This is a genomic window from Streptomyces smaragdinus (assembly GCF_009604385.1).
In the GTDB taxonomy this organism is placed as follows: domain Bacteria; phylum Actinomycetota; class Actinomycetes; order Streptomycetales; family Streptomycetaceae; genus Streptomyces; species Streptomyces smaragdinus.
The window spans coordinates 200,816-217,429 of the sequence record NZ_WEGJ01000006.1; the positions used below are offsets into that span (position 1 = coordinate 200,816).

Annotated in this window: 11 protein-coding genes; 3 read left to right on the top strand and 8 right to left on the bottom strand. The window is 72.1% G+C overall.

Going from position 1 to position 16,614, the window contains the following annotated elements:
* The first annotated feature begins 113 nt into the window (after window positions 1-113).
* Window positions 114-1,190, top strand: coding sequence for an RNA ligase (ATP) (locus SRB5_RS12915; protein WP_153451962.1), 1,077 nt, complete (start codon window positions 114-116; stop codon window positions 1,188-1,190).
* Here SRB5_RS12915 and SRB5_RS12920 read toward each other — a convergent pair whose 3' ends face one another.
* From SRB5_RS12920 to SRB5_RS12950, 7 genes are all read right to left on the bottom strand, one after another.
* Window positions 1,191-1,838 carry a nitroreductase family protein gene (locus tag SRB5_RS12920; RefSeq protein WP_153451964.1) on the bottom strand — a complete coding sequence of 216 codons (648 nt, stop codon included), beginning with the start codon at window positions 1,836-1,838 and terminating at the stop codon, window positions 1,191-1,193. It lies immediately after the preceding gene.
* 61 nt (window positions 1,839-1,899) lie between these two features.
* Entirely contained in the window at window positions 1,900-2,271 is a 372-nt protein-coding gene (locus tag SRB5_RS12925; RefSeq protein ID WP_323377838.1) for a tetratricopeptide repeat protein, read from the bottom strand.
* Window positions 2,272-2,356: 85 nt separating this feature from the next.
* Window positions 2,357-2,956, bottom strand: a complete 600-nt coding sequence (gene coaE, locus SRB5_RS12930) for a dephospho-CoA kinase (RefSeq protein ID WP_153451966.1) — start codon at window positions 2,954-2,956, stop codon at window positions 2,357-2,359.
* A gap of 29 nt (window positions 2,957-2,985) precedes the next feature.
* Window positions 2,986-3,435, bottom strand: coding sequence for a hypothetical protein (locus tag SRB5_RS12935; RefSeq protein ID WP_153451968.1), 450 nt, complete (start codon window positions 3,433-3,435; stop codon window positions 2,986-2,988).
* On the bottom strand, window positions 3,432-8,222 hold the full coding sequence (locus SRB5_RS12940; RefSeq protein WP_323377840.1) for a putative T7SS-secreted protein: 4,791 nt from the start codon (window positions 8,220-8,222) through the stop codon (window positions 3,432-3,434). Before SRB5_RS12940 ends, SRB5_RS12935 begins: the two co-directional genes overlap by 4 nt.
* A gap of 121 nt (window positions 8,223-8,343) precedes the next feature.
* Window positions 8,344-9,273, bottom strand: coding sequence for a PAC2 family protein (locus SRB5_RS12945; RefSeq protein ID WP_153452057.1), 930 nt, complete (start codon window positions 9,271-9,273; stop codon window positions 8,344-8,346).
* A gap of 94 nt (window positions 9,274-9,367) precedes the next feature.
* A complete protein-coding gene (locus tag SRB5_RS12950) occupies window positions 9,368-10,690 on the bottom strand; it encodes an N-acetylmuramoyl-L-alanine amidase (RefSeq protein WP_153451969.1) in 1,323 nt (440 codons plus the stop codon).
* A gap of 291 nt (window positions 10,691-10,981) precedes the next feature.
* Here SRB5_RS12950 and SRB5_RS12955 point away from each other — a divergent pair, with 291 nt between their 5' ends.
* The gene (locus SRB5_RS12955; RefSeq protein ID WP_153451971.1) at window positions 10,982-13,180 is read left to right on the top strand and encodes a serine/threonine-protein kinase; all 2,199 of its coding nucleotides are present in this window, start codon (window positions 10,982-10,984) and stop codon (window positions 13,178-13,180) included.
* Between the two features lie 64 nt (window positions 13,181-13,244).
* On the opposite strand, the gene rpsA is transcribed toward SRB5_RS12955, so the two are convergent.
* The gene (gene rpsA / locus SRB5_RS12960; protein WP_153451973.1) at window positions 13,245-14,738 is read right to left on the bottom strand and encodes a 30S ribosomal protein S1; all 1,494 of its coding nucleotides are present in this window, start codon (window positions 14,736-14,738) and stop codon (window positions 13,245-13,247) included.
* Window positions 14,739-15,141: 403 nt separating this feature from the next.
* Here rpsA and SRB5_RS12965 point away from each other — a divergent pair, with 403 nt between their 5' ends.
* Entirely contained in the window at window positions 15,142-15,969 is an 828-nt protein-coding gene (locus tag SRB5_RS12965) for a class I SAM-dependent methyltransferase (RefSeq protein ID WP_153451974.1), read from the top strand.
* Window positions 15,970-16,614: the final 645 nt, after the last annotated feature.

Sequence of the window (16,614 nt, forward strand, 5' to 3'; positions counted from 1 at the left end):
GCGTGAACCCGTTCGCCCCTCGATCGGTTTATCCACAGGCCCGATGAGTTGATCGTACTAATCGCTCGTAATTCGCTGGCCCGGCCCGTACGGACGGCAGCACAGTAGGGGCCATGTCCACACTCCGTGTCAGCGCCGAGCGGCTGACCATCCACGAGCATCCCAACGCCGACGCCCTCGAGCTCGCGCAGGTCGGGCTCTACCGGGCCGTGGTCGCCAAGGGGGCGTTCCGCACCGGCGACTTCGCCGTCTACATCCCCGAGCAGTCCGTGCTGCCCGACGCGCTGATCGACGAGCTCGGGCTCACCGGCCGGCTCGCCGGGTCCGCGCACAACCGGGTGAAGGCGATCCGGCTGCGCGGCGAGCTCAGCCAGGGCCTCGTCTGCGTGCCGAAGTCCCTGGCCGGTGTGGATCTGGCGCGGGCCGCCGGGGACGAGGAGGACTTCGCGGAGCGGCTCGGGATCGTCAAGTGGGTGCCGCCGGTGCCCGTGTCGATGAGCGGTGACGTGGAGTCCGCGCCGGATCTGCTGCCGTGGATCGACATCGAGCACCTGCAGCGCTACCCGGACGTCTTCGCCCCGGGCGAGCCCGTCGTCGTCACGGAGAAGCTGCACGGCACCGCGTGCGCCCTCACGTACCACGCCGGATCCGGCACCACACAGGTCACCTCCAAGGGGCTCGGCTCGCAGGGGCTGGCGCTGAAGGACGACGGCAAGAACCTGTACTGGCGCGCGGTCCGCGCCCACGGCGTCCCCGAGGCCGCCGCCCGGCTCGCGCAGGCGTTCGGTGCCACCCGCGTCGGCGTGTTCGGCGAGGTGTACGGGGCGGGGGTGCAGGACCTGGCGTACGGCGCGGACGCCCGCCGGGGCGGCCCCGCGTACGCCGTGTTCGACGTGGCGGTGGAGGCCGGAGGGCAGGTCCGCTGGCTGGACCCGGCCGAGACGGCGAAGGCCCTGGGCGAGGAACTCCCCCGGGTCCCCGAGCTGTATGCCGGCCCGTTCGACGCCGGCCGGATCCTGGAGCTGGCCACCGGCCGTGAGACCGTCTCCGGCCGCGACCTGCATCTGCGCGAGGGCGTCGTGGTCCGCGCCCGCACCGACCGCTGGAGCCCGGAGCTCGGCGGCCGGGCGATCGCCAAGGTCGTCAGCGGCGCCTATCTGACGCGCAAGGGCGGCACGGAGTACGAGTGATCACAGCCGCACCATGACCTCCGTCAGCGGTTTGCGCCCGATGTCCGGGACCCGGGCGTCGGGCGCCGCGTAGCCGACGGGGACGACGTACGCGGCGCGTTCCTCCGCGGGGCGGTCGCAGACCTCGTTGAGGAAGCGCATCGGGCTCGGGGTGTGGGTGAGCGTGGCCAGGCCGGCCTGGTGGAGGGTGGCCAGGAAGAGTCCGACGGCGATGCCCACCGACTCCTTCGTGTAGTACGGGCGCGGTGTGCCGGGCCCCTTGTGCACCTCGAACACCACGACGACCGCCGGCGCCGTCTGGAGGAACGGCTTGCGCCAGTCCGTCCCCAGCGGCGCGAGCGCGGCCAGCCACTCCGCCGAGGCGCGGCGCTCGTAGAACTCCCGCTCCTCGGCCTCGGCGGCCTCCCGCAGCCGCCGCCTGCGCTCCGGGTCGGTGATCACGACGAAGCGCCAGGGCTGCACGTTGGCGCCGCTGGGCGCGGTCGCGGCGGCCCGGACGGCCGCCTCCAGGACGCCGTCGGGGAGAGGTCGCGGGGAGAAGTCCCGCACGGTGCGGCGGCGGGCCATCGTCTCGGCGAAGGCGCGGGCGCGGCCGGCGGCCTCCTCGAGCGGTACGGGGTGGGGCTCGTACGGGACGGTGGGGATCATGGGGTCAGCACAGCACAGGGAAACGGGCGGAGGACAGGGCCCCGTTTCGCAGGATTGGGCATCACCCGTCGAAGCGCGCCGCCTTCAGGAAGTCCGGCCGCGGATCCAGCGCGGCGGCCAGCCGGAAGTGCCGCTGGGCCTCGGGGGCCCGGGCGGAGCCGCAGCGCTCCAGCGTGCGGGCCAGGGCGAAGTGCGCGTACGCGTTGTCGGGCTCGCGCTCCAGTACGACCAGGAACTCGGCCTCGGCGGAGCGCAGCTGGGCGGAGTGGAAGTACGCCCGGGCGCGCAGCAGCCGCGCCGCGGTGTTCTCCGGGTGGGCCTCGATCACCGGGGCGAGCAGCTGCACCGCGCCGCGCGGGTCGCGGGCGGCGAGGAGCTGCTCGGCCGCGCGGAAGTCGATGACATGGGTCTGGGGCGAGCGCTCCTCGGCCACGGCGGGCTCCTTCGGTCGTACGCGGACACGCCTCGGGGGCCGGTCGTACCGGCCTCTCACGCGTACAACGCGATCTTGCCCCGCCCTATTCCGCGACCCGCTTCAGCAGCGTCTCCCAGAGGGTACGGACCTGGGACTCCAGCTCGTCCAGCGGACCGTCGTTGTCGATCACGTAGTCCGCGATCGCCAGCCGCTCCTCCCGCGACGCCTGCGCCCCCATCCGCGCCCGCGCCTCGGCCTCGGTCATCCCCCGCAGCTCCACCAGCCGCCGCAGCTGGGTCTCCGGCAGGGCGTCGACGACGACCACGGCGTCGTACAGCGGCGCGAGCCCGTTCTCGGTGAGCAGCGGTACGTCGTGCACGGTGACGGCATCGGGTCCCGCGGCCTTCTCCAGCTCCGCGGACCGCGCCCCGACAAGCGGATGCACGATGGCGTTCAGCGCCTTCAGCCGCTCGGGATCCCCGAACACGACGGCCCCCAGCTTCGGCCGGTCCAGCGACCCGTCGGCGGCGAGCACCTCGTCCCCGAACTCCGCCACGACGGCGGCCAGCCCGGGCGTCCCCACGGCGACGACCTCCCGGGCGATCTTGTCGGCATCGACGACGACGGCCCCGTACGAGGCCAGCAGCCCCGACACCTCACTCTTCCCGGCACCGATCCCGCCGGTGAGTCCGATCTTCAGCATGGCGGCAGGGTACGCGACGGGCCCACTGCTCATCGACCGTACTGATCGGGCACCGGCCGCCGCGGGTCGTCGATGTCAACCGTGATCACGACATCGGTGGTGGAGCGGAAGGTGGCATACCGTCCCGACAGCTCGATCGGCTCCGAGAACGGATTCGAGTCCCAGAAGAAGATCATCCACACCAGCGACTCATCCGCGCGCACACGAACGACATGGCCGTTCGAACCGTGCGCTCCCTCACCGCCCCAGAGCTCGTCGCCGCCTTCCAGAGGCATGACCGCCAGCCCGCTGCCGACCCCCGACAGCGATTCGGGATGGTCCGCAACGGCCTTGTGAAGGTCGAAGCTTTTCAGGACGCGCATGCCGCCCGGAACAGACGGATCCAGGTCCACGCCGTAGCCGTTCTCGTCGCCGGAGAAGTACAGCGCGTCCCAGTCGGGCAGCCGATTGGCCGCCCAGAGATCGTCGATGAGACTCATCGGCCCGGATATCCCTTCCCCGAACCGGCGATATGCTCCGGCCGCTCGTTCAGCCCCTGCCGTGGTACCGGTTCGCCGTTCGGCCCCGAGTTTATCGGCTTGTGCATACGGTCGTGGAACGCATCGCCCCAGGTGTCGAACCTCTTGCCGGGGTACGGATCGTCCGGGCCGACCCGCTCGACGGGGACGCGATACTCGCCGCCGAGCGCCTCGTTGGCGGCCCTCGCCGCATCCAGCCGGCGATTGTCGTAGCTGACCAGCTGCCCGTCGACCTCCATCACATGGAGCCGGACGCCGGGACGCTCCCAGTCCCACCGTCCGTCGATCATCTTCTCGGCGTAGTTGTTGGGTGACACGGACCGCTGTGTGAAATTGATGTCGTCCGGATTCACCCACTCCACCCCGTCCCCCGGTGTCAGCCCCAGCGGGTCGATCCAGGTGTGCGGGTTGTGGACGTACGTCGCCGGGTTCGGGGCCGGGGTGAGGCCGAGGGGGTCGGGGGTGGTGTAGCGGGCCGTGGCCGGGTCGTAGTAGCGGTGGTGGTTGTAGTGGAGGCCCGTTTCCGGGTCGTAGTACTGGCCGGGGAAGCGCAGCGGTGTGTACGCCCGGGCGTCGGCGTTCCAGGTCGTGGTGCCCCACAGCGTGGACCGGGTGTGCCAGGCGATCTCGCCGTCCGCCGACACGAGCTCGGTCGGGGTGCCGATCAGGTCCGTGGCGACGGCGAAGAACCGCCGGTCGATCTCCTGCTGGGTCGCCCCGTCGAGCATCCGTTCGGTCTGGGTCAGCGGGATCCGGCCCTGGTGGTCCCAGGTGGTGGTGACGGGGTGCGGGAGGGTGCCCGGCTCGCTGCTGGTCTGCTCGCACAGCACCGACCCGTCCCAGGTGAAGTCGGTCTCCTCGGCGACCGAGCCGTCCCCGGCCAGGCGCCGCTTGGCGATCCGCCGCCCCAGCGGGTCGTACGCGTACCGCCATTCGACGCCGTCCGGCGTGGCGACCGAGGTCAGCCGGTTCTCCGCGTCGTAGGCGTAGCGCCAGGTGTCGGGCTTGCGGGAGAGCCGGGTACGGGTGCGCAGCACCAGCCGGCCGGCCCCGTCGTACTCGTACCGGTTGCGGCCGGCCCGGGTGATCCGGGTGCCGGTGTAGGCGCGTTCGCCCTGCGCCTCGGCGTCGGCGTGCCGGTCGGGCCAGGACGCCGCGGTCTGGTTGCCGGCCTCGTCGTACGCGTAGGACTCGCTCCAGCCGGCGGCCGTCACGCCGGTGACGCGGCCCGATTCGTCGAGGTCGAAGCGGCGCGGGCCGCGCAGGGTGTCGTCGATGCCGGTGACGTGGCCGTCGGCGCGGTAGGTGTACGCGCGCCGGTTGAGTGTCCGCTCCCCCGCGGCGAGTTCGTGCGCGGCGAGTCGTCCGGCGTCGTCCCAGGAGGTGGCCAGGCTGAGCGTGTCGCCGATCTCGCGGCGCAGTTCGCGGCCCAGGACGTCGCGGGTGAACGACACCTCCTGCCCGCCCGCGGTGAGCCCGGCGAGGCGCCCCGTCTCGTCGTAGGTGTACGCCGTGACGGAGCCGCTCGGCGTGACGCGCCGCACCCGGCGGCCCCGCTCGTCGTACCGGTACGTCATGGCCCGCCCGTTGACCAGCTCCGTCTTGATCCGGCCGGTGCGGTCGTACTGGCAGATCAGCTCGGCGTCCGGACCGGTCGCCTGCGCGAGCCGCCCCGCCGGGTCGTAGGCGTACGTGAACACGGCTCCGGCGGCGTCCTTGCGGGTCACCCGGCCGAGTTCGTCGCGCTCGTAGCGGATCTCCTCGCCGAGCGGCGTGGTGAACGCGGTGAGCTGCCCGGCGGCGTCCAGTGTGTAGCCGACCGTGCGGCCGTCGAAGTCCGTCTCGGAGACCACCCGGCCGACCGCGTCGTAGGTGTACGCCCAGGTCGCGCCCTGCGCGTTGGTGACCCGGGTGAGCCGGGTCTGTGCGTCGTGCTCGAACGTGTGGCGGACGCCGTCCGGGTCCGTACGGGCCGTCAGCACGTCGAACGGGCCGTACTCGTACCGGGTCGTCAGCCCCGTCCGGTCCGTCCGGCTGGTGCAGTTGCCCTGGCCGTCGTGCGTCCAGGACTCGGCGGTGCCGTCGGGGTACGTGCGCCGGACCAGCCGGCCGCTGACCGTCCACCGCAGCAGCGTGGTCGCCCCCGTGGGGTCGGTGACCGCGGTCGGGCGGCCGAAGCCGTCGCGGGTGTAGCGGGTGACGCCGCCGAGCTCGTCGGTGATCGCCAGCGGCAGGCCCGCCTCGTCGCACCGCACGGTCGTCGCGGGGCCCGGCGTGTCACCGGCGCCGGGCGGGGTGACGGCGACGAGCCGGCCGCGTCCGTCGTACGTGTAGCGGGAGGCGCGTCCGGCGGGGTCGACGGCGGCGACGCAGTTGCCGCGTTCGTCGTACTCGCGCCGGGAGCGGGAGCCGTCGGCGGCGGTCAGCTCGACCGGCAGCCCCAGCTCGTTGTGCCGCATCCTGCGTTCGCCGCCGTCGGGGAGGACGAGGGTCCGCGGGAGGCCCTCGTCGTCGTACGTGTGGGCGGTGGTGCGCCCCAGCGGGTCGGTGACGGTGAGGACGCGGCCGTGCGCGTCGTGGCTGAAGCGGGTGGTGTGGCCGAGCGCGTCGGTGATGGCGAGGGTGCGGCAGCGGTCGTCGATCCGGTGCCGGGTGGTGTGCCCGGCGGCGGTCGTGACCGTGGTGATCCGCTCCCCGGTGACCGGGTCGGGTTCCCCGTAGCCGATGGTCAGCTGGTAGTGCCCGGACTCGCCGCCCTCGGCGACGACCCGGTCGCGGTCGTCGTAGGTGTACGAGTAGCTCCGCCCGTTGGAGTCCGTCCAGCCCGTCATCCGCCGGCGGTCGTCGTACGCGAAGACGGCGGTGGAGCCCTCGGTCTTGGCGGACCGGACCAGATCGCCGCGGTCGTCGTACTCGTACGCGATCACCGGCTGGTCGGCGCCCCCGGGACCGGCTCCGGCCAGCGCCAGAGCGGTGACGCGGCGGTCGGTCACCGTGACCTTCAGGTGGTATCCGGCGGAGTGCGCCAGCGCCTGCGGGGTGCCGTCGGCGGCGCGGTCGACGGTGATGCGGTTGCCGTTGCGGTCGGCGGTCTCCGCCAGCCAGGCCGTGCCGTCCTCGCCGGGCTCGGCGCCGGGCGGGGCGGCGAAGTGCTTCACCAGGCCGGTGTCGGGGTCGGTGAGCCGGTAGTCGCCGTCCTCCGCGCGCTCCAGCCGGCTGCGTACGGGGCCGTGCTCGGGGCGGGTGGGGGTGCCGGGGACGGGGTGCGGGTAGGGCCGGAGCTTGCCCTCGGCCGTGACGTGGATGACGCCGGCGGCGTCGACCTCGAGGCGTTCGTCCACGGTGGACGACCAGGCGGGGCCGAAGAACCGGCCGGCCCGGTACCCGGACTCCACCCGCCGGGTGAACGCCAGCGGGAGCACGCCGGGCAGCACGACGTCGGTCTGCGGCAGGAACATCCGGCCGGTGGCCAGGTCCACCGGGTCGGTGTCGTCGGCGTCGGGTGCGCGGTGCGGGTCGTGGCCGCCGGGGAGGTCGTCGTCCAGGGTGCGGCGGGCGGTGCGGCCGGCGTCGGCCAGGTCGTCGCCCTTCTCCGCGAGCCGGGCCAGGTCGGCGGCCTCGTCGGCGAGCCGGGTGGCCTTGACGGCGGCCCCGCCACCGCCGGTGGCTGCGGTGAGGGCGAGGTCCGGGACGAGCCGGCCGAGTCCCTCGGCGGGGTCCTTCATGAAGTCGGTGACCATCTGGCGGCCCGCGCCCCAGGGGTCGTTGGCGACCTGGACGAGACCCGCGGCGGTGTTGTTGAGATTGGTGACGTACTCGGCGGGGTGGGTGAGGTTGTACGGGTCGGTCGGGTTGACCGACCGGGCGAAGGAGATGATCCCCGCCGCCCCCTTGACGATGCCGCCCGTGAAGTGGGTCTGCATCGCCTGCAGTTCCTCGAGTCCGTCCATCGCCTGCTCGCCGTACGACGGCTTCGGCGGGGCGGCGTCCCGCGCCGTGCGGATGGTGGCCGCGGCGGTGTCGGCGGCGGAGTTGCGCTGGCGGCGGGCCTCGCCCAGGATCTCCTGCGCCTCGTTCATCAGCGCGATCCCGGGGTTGGCCGACCCGGGCTTCGGCGGCAGCGAGGACGGATCGCGGGATTCGGCGGGCTGCGCGTTGTAGCGGTCGACCGCGTCGTTGTACGAGTTCACCGTCGACTCGTACGAGTCCGACGCCCGCATGCCCTCCTCGAACTTGTCCAGCGCGAGCTGCGCCTGCCCCTGCGCCCAGGTCACCGTCCCGGCGAACTGGTCCAGGGCGCTCGACGCCCGGACGAAGGCGTCCGCGGCCGTGAACCACTTCGGCGGCTCGATGCTGACCGTGTCGCGGAACGCGTTCGCCGCGGCACCCTTCAGATGCGCCGAGTCCAGGCCCTTCAGCCCGTTCCCCACGCCGGTGAACGACTGCCCCAGCTTGCGCAGATTCGTCGCGGTGGAGCGGAGCTTGTCGGGGCTGCCGTAGACCAGCTTGGTCTTGTCCTCGGTCTCCCCGAGCTGCATCTCGTCGACCTGGGCGCCCATCTGGTTGGCCAGCGAGCGGGAGTTCTCCCGCACCCAGTCCGCCCCGGACTCCCAGCCCACGTCGTCCAGCCGGTCCGCCGTCCAGTCCCCGGCGTCCTCGACCCGGTCCCCGACCCACTCCGTACCGTCCTCGATCGCGTCCTCGATCGAATCCGGCGTGATGTCACTGACGAAATCCCCGATACCCACCGGTAAGCTCCCCCAGCCCTCGCGACCCTGGTCTCATCCGGCCTCTGGCAGCGCCGTGGGGAAACACGTGAAACGGGGGCCGGGCGGTTCCGGAGGGACGGCTACCGGGGTCCGGCGGGGGTCAGTCGCTCTCGCCGTCGCCCTCGCGCTCGGCGAGGAAGCGCTCCAGCTCGCGGCCCAGCTCGTCCGCCGACGGAAGGTCCTCCGCCTCCGCGATCAGGCTGGGGCGCGTTTCACTGCCCGCCACCGCGTCGTACTGGTGCTCGAGGCCGCGGACCAGGGCGGTCAGCTCCTCGTCGCCCTCCTCCACCTGGCGCTCGATCTCCGTCTGCACGCGCAGCGCCTCCGTGCGCAGGCCGTGCGCGATGCCGGGGAGAACCAGGCCCGTGGCGGCGGTGATCGTCTCCAGGACGGTCAGCGCGGCGTCGGGGTAGGTGGAGCGGGCGAGGTAGTGCGGGACGTGGGCGGCAACGCCCAGGACGTCGTGGCCGGCCTCGGCCAGCCGGAACTCCACCAGGGCCTCCGCGCTGCCGGGCACCGCGGCCTCGTCGAAGTACGGGCGGTGGCCCGGGGTCAGGTCCGTACGGTTGCCGTGCGGGGTGACGCCGACCGGGCGGGTGTGCGGGACGCCCATCGGGATGCCGTGGAAGTTGACGGCCAGGCGTACGTTCAGCCGGCGGACCATCTCCTCCACCGCGCGGGCGAAAGCCTCCCACTCGACGTCCGGCTCGGGGCCGGCCAGCAGCAGGAAGGGCGCGCCGGTGGTGTCACGCACCAGATGCAGCTCGATGGCGGGGGTGTCGTACGCCGACCAGTGGTCGCCCTTGAACGTCATCAGCGGCCGGCGGGCCCGGTAGTCCACCAGCCGGTCGTGGTCGAAGCGGGCCACGACCTCGGTCGGCAGCCCGTCCAGGATCCGCTCGACGATCTGCTCGCCGGTCTCACCCGCGTCGAGGAAGCCCTCGAAGTGATACAGCATGACCAGACCGGCCGAATCGTGGTCGGTGATGGCCTCGACGGCCGCGAGCCCGCTGGGGTCCCACTCGTACATACCCATGTACGTAGTCAACCCCAGCGGGCCCGCCGTGATTCCCGCAGCCCCGGACCCACCCGCGAAATCGGGCCGGGTCCGGGACCCCGGGGGCTCAGCCCATCTTCACCACATCGACGTCGGAGGCCTTCACGAAGGCGTTGCGACCACCGATGATCACGTTGAGGTACTGGGTGTCACCCACGACCATCGTCCGGTCCAGCGGCAGCGAGCCGTCGAAGGTCTGCGCATAGTAGTAGCCGTTCGGAGCCTCGCTGCCGCCCGCGTACGCCTGCCCGGCCTTCAGGGTGTACGGCAGCTTCTCCGGCACGTTCGCCGGCATCCCCGCGGGGAACTCCGACGCCTCCGGGTACGCGGAGCCGTACACCTGGACCTCGGCCTTGCCGGCCTTGGGGCGCACGGCGTAGCCGGACTGCGGCACGGTGGTGCGGGCGTCCTCGGGCGACTCGAACCACGCCTTGCCGCCCTGGTACCAGATCGCCGTCCAGCCCGGCTTGCGCTCGGCCACGACGTACGACAGCCCGGTGTGGGCCCACGCGCCGGTGTCCTGCGCGCAGTTGGTGCCCGCCGAGCCGTCGGGGTGCTCGCCCGGGTCGGACCAGCGCGGGGCGTCCTTCGAGGGCGCGGTGTACAGCGGCAGGACGTTGCTGGCCTGCGGCGGGATGTCGCTGTTGGTCTCGCAGTCGCGGATGGACTGGATGTTGGCCTTGAACACCGGGTGGATCGTCACCAGATCGCTGTCCGGGGAGCCGGTCGGCCGGATCGGCGCGCCCATCATGGTGAACAGGCGGTTCCAGTCGTAGTGCGGTCCCGGGTCCCAGTGCATGCCGGCGACCCCGGAGGCGCGCAGGGCGGGCACGTTGTCATGGCCGAGGATGTGCTCGCGGTCGAGCGGGATGTCGTACGTCTGGGCCAGGTACTTCACCAGCTTGGCGGTGGCCTCGTACTGCTGCGGGGTGAACCAGTCGCCGGCGGCCTTGCCCTCGAGCTCGATGCCGATGGACTGGGCGTTGACGTACCAGTTGCCGGCGTGCCAGGCGGCGTTCTTGTTCTCGACCAGCTGCGCGACGTGGCCGTCCTTCGCCCGGATCACATAGTGCGAGGACACATACCGGTTCGGGTCCTGCATGATCTTGATGGTGTCGTCATACGTCTCCTCGGTGTCGTGTATGACGATGTACTTGATCTTGTTGGTGTGGGGACGGTCCGAGATGTCGTAGTTGCCGTACGACCCGAGGTCCTCGGGAGCGCCGGTCTGCGCGTACGCGGCAGGCACCCACTCGCAGTCCAGCGACGAGGGGCACTCGACGCCCGGCCCCTCGGCGCCGGCGCTGGAGGCGGGGCCGAGGAGGGCGAGGCTGAACGCGCCGGCGGCGACGAGGGACAGGGCCGCCTTGGCTCTCTGATGGGGCGTCATGAAGAGGTCTCCCGGGGCAGTGGTACGTGGTGCTGATCTGGCGCACACACTGTGACCTGCGCGGACGTGCGTCAAGGGCCATCTCACGAGGGGCCGTTGCAGCCCGTCGCCGGTCAGTGGACTAGACCTGCGCCAGGGCGTCCCACCTGCGGGCTGAAAGTTTCCGTCACCCGATGACGGCGGCGTCGTTACCAGAGTTTTACCTGTGGCTCACCGGCCGATCCGGGCACCGGCCGGAACCTGGATCAGGCCCCATACGTCCCTCTGTACAAGTCGACGAGGGGGCTCGCGGTGGCTGAGAGCGGTGAACTGCTCGACGGACGGTACGAGTTGCTCGACAGGCTCGGCGCCGGCGGCATGGGCGAGGTGTGGCGGGCCCGCGACACCCGGCTGGGGCGCGAGGTCGCGGTCAAGGTGTTCGCGCCGCCCGGCGAGGCCGACGAGGCGGACCGGGCGGAGATGCTGGCGCGATTCGGCCGTGAGGCGCGGGCCGTGGCGGTGCTGGAGAGCCCGTACGTCGTGGCGCTGTACGAGCACGGGGTGGCCGGCGACGTCCCGTATCTGGTGATGGCGCTGGTCCGCGGGCGCAGCGTCGAGCAGGTGCTGAAGGACGAGGGGCGCATCCCCTGGCGGCGGGCGCTGGCCTGGACCGAGCAGGCGTGCCGGGCCCTGGAGGCCGCGCACACGGCGGGGATCGTGCACCGGGACATCAAGCCGGCGAACCTCATGGTCACCGGGGACGGCGACGAGATCCGGGTGCTGGACTTCGGCATCGCCCGGTTCGTCGAGGCCGCCGACCAGCGGCTGACGCGGACGGGGGCGCTGCCGTTCGGCAGCGTGCTGTACATGGCGCCGGAGCGGTTCCGCGACGACGCCGGGGACGGGCGGACGGATCTGTACGCGCTGGGGTGCGTGCTGTTCGAGGTGCTGGTGGGGCGGCCGCCGTACACGGGGTCGTCGGCGCAGGTGATGTACAACCACCTGAACGACACGCCGCTGCGCCCGAGCCGTGCGGTACGGGGGCTGCCGGCGGCGGTGGACCGGCTGGTCCTCTCACTGATGGCCCGGGACCCGGCGGACCGCCCGGCGGACGCCCGCGCGGCGGCGGAGGCGGTACGGGAGGTGCTGGACGGGGCGTCCGAGACCCCCGCCGCGCCCCCGGACCCCGAGCCGGCGCCCGCCGCGCCCGTCCGCCGCACCCCGATGCCGCCGCCGGTGCCCATCCGCACCCCCGCCCCCCGCCCGTACCCGGCGCCGGTCTGGCCCCTCCCGCCACCGCCCGCGGTCCGTCCGCAGCGCCGGGTGGTGCGGACCGTCCTCATCGGGGCGGGCGTGCTCCTGGGGGTGGGCCGGCTGGTCACCGGGGGCGACGGATCGGCCGCCCCCGAGCCACCGACGAACGTGCGCGAGACCAGGCCGTTCGGCCCGTACGCGCTGGGCGCGATGGCCTACAGCTCCCCCTCCGGAGGGCAGGACACGGACCTGATACGGGTCGTGCAGGCGGCCTTCCGGGACGGTGACGGGCACGACAACGTGACCGTCGACCCGGTCACCCTGTCGGGCACGGACGTGTCGGGCAACCCCACGAACGACTGGCTCAATGAGAACTCGGGTCTGGTCGGCGTCGTCGCCGGCGACCCGGGGACGGACCTTCCCGACGGCACGTACGACCGGCTGCCCGTGGTCCGCGCCTGCCGGCCGGACCAGGCACCGTACCGGTCCTACGCCGAGGGCGGCGGCGAACTGAACTCGGTGATCTCCACCGAGGGCATGGGAGCGGTCCTCGCCCACCGGCTGGCGGCCCGCGACGGCGTCGACCGGGTGCTGGTGGCCGGTGACCTCGGGGCCCCGGCGGCGCGCACCCTGATCGACACGCTGCGGTCGCTGGACATCGAGGTACGGAGGGAGTCGATCACCGCGGACCAGGACGACGCGAAGGCGCGGCTCGCCTCGGCGGTACGCGACGCCCGTGCCGACGCGGTGTACGTGGAGACCTCGGCCCCCGACAGCGATTCCTGGCTGCGCGCGGTCGACGCCTCGGGCTTCACCGGGATCCGGGCGTTCTGGGACTGGTCCGCGCCCTCGTGCACCGGCCCCGTGAAGCCCCCGCCCGCGAAGCGCCCGCCTGCGGGCTGGCTGCGGGTGCGCGGCTACTACAGCGCGGCCCTGGACCCCGACCGCGAGCGCGCCGCGCAGGTCGAGCGGCGGCTGGGCAAGGGGCTCGCCGCGAAGCCGTACACGGTGGAGGAGTACGACGCGACCCGCGCCCTGGTCACCGCCTGGCAGCTGGTGCAGCCCAGCGACCTCACGCTGGACCAGAGCGACTGGCCGCGCCAGACCCTCGGCGACATGCTCCCCCGGGCGATCGTCACGGACGCCCTGAACGGCCGCTGGAACACCCTGGCGGACGCCGCGGCGCATCCGTCGGCGTGGCTGGACCGGTCGACGGGGAACGGCGGCTGGAAGCAGCTGGAGGAGGCCCGCGGCTGACCGGGCACGCGGAAGGGCCCGCCCCCCGAGGGGGACGGGCCCTTCCCAAACGCTTGACCGAAGGTCAGCTCTGGCCGCCGGCCAGCTTCTCGCGAAGCGCGGCGAGCGCCTCGTCCGAAGCCAGGGCGCCGGAGTCCTCGGCGCTCTCCGAGGAGTACGAGCCGCCGCCGACCGGCGCGGCACCGCCGGCGTCGCCGCCCTCGGCCGCCGCCTGGGCGTCGGCCTCACGCGACTTGACGACCTGCGCCTGGTGCTGCTCGAAGCGGGTCTGGGCGTCGGCGTACTGACGCTCCCACTCCTCGCGCTGCTTGTCGAAGCCTTCCATCCACTCGTTGGTCTCCGGGTCGAAGCCCTCGGGGTAGATGTAGTTGCCCTGGTCGTCGTACGTCGCGGCCATGCCGTACAGGGTCGGGTCGAACTCGACGTCCATCGGGTCGGCACCGAAGGACTCGTTCGCCTGCTTCAGCGAGAGGCTGATGCGACGGCGCTCGAGGTCGATGTCGATGACCTTGACGAAGATCTCGTCGTTGACCTGGACGACCTGCTCCGGGATCTCCACGTGGCGCTCGGCCAGCTCGGAGATGTGGACCAGGCCCTCGATGCCCTCGTCCACGCGGACGAACGCACCGAACGGAACCAGCTTGGTGACCTTGCCGGGGACGACCTGGCCGATCTGGTGCGTCCGGGCGAACTGCTGCCACGGGTCCTCCTGCGTCGCCTTCAGCGACAGGGAGACACGCTCGCGGTCCATGTCGACGTCGAGAACCTCGACGGTGACCTCCTGGCCGACCTCGACCACCTCGGACGGGTGGTCGATGTGCTTCCAGGACAGCTCGGACACGTGGACCAGACCGTCGACGCCACCCAGGTCCACGAAGGCACCGAAGTTGACGATCGAGGACACGACACCCGACCGGACCTGGCCCTTCTGCAGGGTGGTGAGGAACGTCTGGCGGACCTCGGACTGGGTCTGCTCCAGCCAGGCACGGCGGGAGAGGACCACGTTGTTGCGGTTCTTGTCGAGCTCGATGATCTTCGCCTCGAGCTCCTTGCCGACGTACGGCTGGAGGTCGCGGACACGACGCATCTCGACGAGGGAGGCCGGCAGGAAGCCACGGAGGCCGATGTCGAGGATGAGACCACCCTTGACGACCTCGATGACGGTACCGGTGACGATGCCGTCCTCTTCCTTGATCTTCTCGATCGTGCCCCAGGCCCGCTCGTACTGAGCGCGCTTCTTGGACAGGATCAGGCGGCCTTCCTTGTCCTCCTTCTGGAGGACGAGGGCCTCGATCTCGTCGCCCACGGCGACGACCTCGTTGGGGTCGACGTCGTGCTTGATCGACAGCTCGCGGGAGGGGATCACACCCTCGGTCTTGTAACCGATGTCGAGCAGGACCTCGTCCCGGTCGACCTTCACGATGACGCCGTCGACGATGTCGCCGTCGTTGAAGTACTTGATCGTCTCGTCGATCGCGGCGAGGAAGGCTTCCTCGGAACCGATGTCGTTGACCGCGACCTGAGGAGTGGTCGCGGGGGTCTCGGTGCTGCTCGTCATGTGGGAAAGGGCTCCGGTACGGACATTGAGGTCGTAGGCACTGCTACGCCGAGAGCCCGTTCCATCGCACCACCGAAGCCGGACAGCCTTGAAGGCGCCCTCCGGCAGAGCCTGTGAAGGCTCCCCGGGAGCGCCTCGAGAACCGAGGGGACATACAACTGATGCGAGCGCGACCTGCTCCGTCTGAGGTGCGCAGGCCCGCAGCGCAACTTGTAGCATACGGGGGCAGCCGGGCAGGGTCAATGCGCGAAGAGGTGCACCTGGGGCAGCGGGGCCTATTTCCGGCATGAATACCCACGGGCACCCAGGAGTGGCGCCCCGTCACGGCCGCATTCGAGCAACTATGCGAAGAGCTCCTTTCGGAGCTCCGGGACGAGCGGAAAGGGTACGACGGTACCTCGGTATGAACCAACCCCCCGGCGGCGACGCCGCCACCGTCGACGAGCTCTCCGAGGCCACCCGGCGGCCTGTCGGCGCAGGTGAGAGCGTGGGCGCGAACCGGGGCTGGTGGGATCGGAACGCGGACGAGTACCAGAACGAACACGGCTCCTTCCTGGGGGACGACCGGTTCGTCTGGGGTCCGGAGGGGCTGGACGAGGCCTCCGCCGGTCTGCTGGGACCCGCCGCGTCGCTGGCCGGGCGGTCGGTGCTGGAGATCGGCGCCGGTGCCGCGCAGTGTTCGCGGTGGCTCGCCGCCCAGGGGGCGCGGCCGGTGGCACTGGACCTCTCCCACCGGCAGCTTCAGCACGCGCTGCGGATCGGGGTCTCCTTTCCGCTGGTCGAGGCCGACGCGTGTGCGCTGCCTTTCGCCTCGGGCTCCTTCGACCTGGCGTGTTCGGCGTACGGCGCGGTGCCGTTCGTCGCCGATCCCGTGATCCTGCTCCGTGAGGTCCGGCGGGTGCTGCGGCCGGGCGGGCGGTTCGTCTTCTCCGTCACGCATCCCGTCCGCTGGGCGTTCCCCGACGAGCCGGGGCCGGAGGGGTTGTCGGTGTCCGGTTCGTACTTCGACCGTACGCCGTACGTGGAGCAGGATTCCGCCGGGACGGCGGTGTACGTGGAGCATCACCGCACGCTGGGGGACCGGGTCCGGGATGTGGTCGCCGGGGGGTTCCGGCTCGTGGACCTGGTCGAGCCGGAGTGGCCGGCGTGGAACAGCCAGGAGTGGGCGGGGTGGTCGCCGCTGCGGGGGAATCTGATTCCGGGGACGGCGATTTTCGTGTGCGAGCGATGAGTCCGTCGCGCGGCGGTGTGCTTCGGTCTTCGGCTGGCGGTTGCGTCGGCTGACGCGCATCCGGCCTTCGGCCGGAGGCCTCAAACGCCGGCCGGGCTGAGGGTGGGTGTCTTGGCCTCGGGGTCGGTGTCTGGTCTGCCGGGGTGCGCCTGCTTCGGTCTGGGGGTCGGGGCCGCCCGACACACCTACGCGCGTACTGCCGCGTCGTGGTCCATCCAGGCGCGTTTCCCGTACGCGCGCAGGCGTGTCGAACGTCCCCTTACTTCCGTCGGCGGCTACCGGATTGTCCACGGTCACCGCCCCCTCCAGCCCGCCAACCGTGGGGAACTCCCCCGAAGCACAGGCCCTCGAACGGTCGCCCCCGCAGTCGCCGGCCCGGCGGCGCGCAGCGCCGACGCCTCACTCCACACCCCCGGGGCCGCGCAGCGCACCCGCCCGAAGCCGCGCCAGCGGCTTCCCCCACTCCGCATCCGAAGCCGCGCCAGCGGCTTCCCCTCACTGCGAGGCGCGCAGCGCCCCGCCCCCCGCTCCCTGCCCCAAGGCGCGCAGCGCCGCAGAAACACTCCGCATCCAAACCCCCGCCCCCGGCCCACCCCCACCAGGGCCACGCCACACCCACGACGGACTACGCCAGCCCCACCACCG